The 2,757-nt window shown below is 46.4% G+C and carries 3 protein-coding genes and 1 pseudogene; all 4 read left to right on the top strand.

The window, feature by feature from the left end; all coding sequences use genetic code 11:
- A pseudogene (locus tag AQR02_RS34515) lies at positions 1-150 on the top strand (chromate transporter); the annotation flags it as partial.
- Positions 151-199: 49 nt separating this feature from the next.
- The gene (locus tag AQR02_RS17700) at positions 200-850 is read left to right on the top strand and encodes a histidine phosphatase family protein (RefSeq protein ID WP_082451972.1); all 651 of its coding nucleotides are present in this window, start codon (positions 200-202) and stop codon (positions 848-850) included.
- Positions 851-982: 132 nt separating this feature from the next.
- Positions 983-1,756, top strand: a complete 774-nt coding sequence (locus AQR02_RS17695; protein ID WP_054941610.1) for a hypothetical protein — start codon at positions 983-985, stop codon at positions 1,754-1,756.
- A 98-nt stretch (positions 1,757-1,854) separates the two neighbouring features.
- Complete coding sequence (locus AQR02_RS17690) at positions 1,855-2,556, top strand: aspartate/glutamate racemase family protein (protein WP_054942148.1); 702 nt, start codon at positions 1,855-1,857, stop codon at positions 2,554-2,556.
- The last annotated feature ends 201 nt before the right edge of the window (positions 2,557-2,757 follow it).

Genomic DNA, 2,757 nt, shown 5'->3' with positions numbered 1-2,757 from the left:
TGGTATGATCCCCTTTGGACTACAGCTATTTTGGACCCAATGGATTTCGCCCTTGCCGTCATTTTATTTGTAATGCTTGTCTTCTGGAAGCTACCCCCTTGGGTTGTTGTGGTAGCTGGTGCAGCAGGTGGAATGTTGCTGGGCCTTTGAGGGATACTATGTCCTGATGCTTACGATCCTGAAGGGAGCCATTTGAATGATGAAAGGGCATATTATCACCGGTATCTTTTGCGTAATCCTTATGTTTCACATGCAGCCGGTTGAAGCGTCAGGAGGTAGTTTGAAATCAAGGCCGGTAGACCCCTCATTGCTAAATTCGCTTCGTCAGGGTGGATATATTCTTTATGTCAGGCACGGGGAGGCCACAGCAGGAGAGGACATTGCGGATATCGATTTCAATGATTGTTCTACCCAAAGAAATCTTTCTGAGACCGGGAGAAGACAAGCTGTGCAATTTGGTGAGGCACTGCGGAGACTGCACATTCCAGTCGAGACTCCGGTTTTGGCGAGTCCCTTTTGCCGGGCAAAGGAGACTGCGGAATTGGCTTTTGGTAAGGGCAAGGTCCAAACTGATCCGTTTTGGGTTAGAATACATCAATTAAGTGGTTCCTTGTCTCCCGCCGAGCAGCAAGGGATTGTAAATGACTTAACTTCTGTATTAGAAGTATTGCCTTCCCCCGGGACTAACCAGATTATCATTGCCCACAGTTTCCCTCAAGGGGTTGGATTAGGGGGAATTGCAGATTTGGGTACCGTAATTGTAAAACCAAACGGGCAAGGCAAAGGCTATCAGGTTGCAGGCCGGTTCACTTTAGATGAATGGCTAAGCTTACTTCGGGAAGCGAGTTAAAAGGATTGACAACCACAATTTAGACATGATAATTTATCACTAGAATAAAGGCAATGTAACCTTCGGGTTCAACCTCGCTGAGTAGTGCGGGTTGGACCCTTTTTGCATTCAACCTATAGAGGAGGATTGGGTATGTTAAGAACAGAATTGCTCCTTCAGCGGCTTCATGAGATCGGCAAGTCGCTCGAACGTAAAGGGGGAGCTCTTTTATTATTAGGGGTGGGTTCTGTTGGGGTCGAGACAGAACGGCTGGATGAATATTCGGATTTGGATTTTTTTGTGATTGTGAGACCGGGGGAGAAGGACAGATATATTGACCAGCTGGATTGGCTCGAAGAAGCACATCCTCTTGCCTATTCCTTTAAGAATTCAGAGGCAGGATGTAAGATCCTGTTCGAGGACGGAATATACGGGGAATATGCTATATTCGAGGAACGGGAGCTGGCGGAAATCTCTTATACAGAGGGACGGGTCGTATGGAAGGATCCGATGTATGATAACACGGAAATCGCCAAGCCTGTAAGTCCGCTGCCCTCTCAAAAAAGTGATTCCCTGGACTTTCCTTTGAACGAAGCCTTAACTAATCTGTACGTGGGGCTGGGCCGTTATGCAAGGGGGGAACGCCTATCCGCAATGAGGTTTATTGAGGTATATGCTATAGACAGGATCCTGTCGGTGCTTCATCTGCTGGAGCAAGAGGTGGATTACTATCCCGACCCGTTCGGGAATGAGCGGCGGTTAGAGAAGAGATATCCCCGTTTTGCAGAAATCATCGGAGACATGATTCAGGGGTACGATCGTGTTCCCGAATCGGCACTCCGTATTCTAAATTTCATCGAAGCCGTGTATCCGGTTAATTCAAGGCTAAGCGAAGAGATCCGGCGGCTGGCTAATCGGACTAACTGATAGATTTCCAGGTCTTTCATGTTGTACAATCTTTTGAAATCCAGTGCAAAGTTTTTATAGCACATTAGGATGAAAAAGAATGGAGTGTGAATATGACCATGAAGACAATAGGACTTATAGGTGGTATGAGCTGGGAATCCTCCATGCTGTATTACCAAATCATCAATGAGACCGTGAAAGTAAGGAAGGGTGGTCACCACTCTGCAAAGAGTCTGCTGTATTCTGTGGATTTTCAAGAAATCAAGGATCTTCAACATCAGGGGAATTGGACGGAAGCTACGAAGGTTATGGTTGAAGCGGCACAAAAGCTTGAAGCAGGCGGAGCAGATGTCATAGTCATATGCACGAATACGATGCACAAGATGGCACCTGAAGTGATGAACTCGGTTTCGATTCCATTACTTCATATCGCTGATCCGACGGCAGGAAAAATTGTTTCCGATAAAATAAAGAAGGTAGCCTTGTTAGGAACCGCTTTTACGATGGAGCAACCCTTTTATAAGGATCGGCTGACCGGTCAGTTCGGACTTGAGGTTGTTGTGCCGGATGAAGCAGACAGAGCGGTGGTTCACGATATTATTTATCATGAGCTTTGTCTGGGGATCATTAATGAGCATTCAAAGAAGAAATATCTGGACATCATTGACCGCCTTATCCGACAGGGGGCAGAAGCCGTTATTCTCGGCTGTACGGAAATCACAATGCTCATCTCACAAGAGGACTGTACGATCCCGGTTTATGATACAACGCGGCTTCATGCCGAGGCTGCCGTTGATTTTTGTATAGGGGACGGGGAGTAGAAAGACTGACAGCTAAACTCTATAACAAGTGGAGAAACGTGTTATATTCTCAAACAGAAGGCATGAATCCGGAGAATATACTGAATTCATGCTTTTTTGCTGATAAGGGAGGTCAGTGACATGATTCAAACGGGAGGTAAATGGGAGGCGCCAAGCGAAAAAGTGGATGAATTGTAGCTCACTGAAGACCGATTGGGAATC

The sequence above is a fragment of the Paenibacillus ihuae genome (assembly GCF_001368795.1).
GTDB classification, from domain to species: Bacteria; Bacillota; Bacilli; order Paenibacillales; family Paenibacillaceae; genus Paenibacillus_AQ; species Paenibacillus_AQ ihuae.
This window is presented reverse-complemented; position numbering and strand designations above follow the sequence as displayed.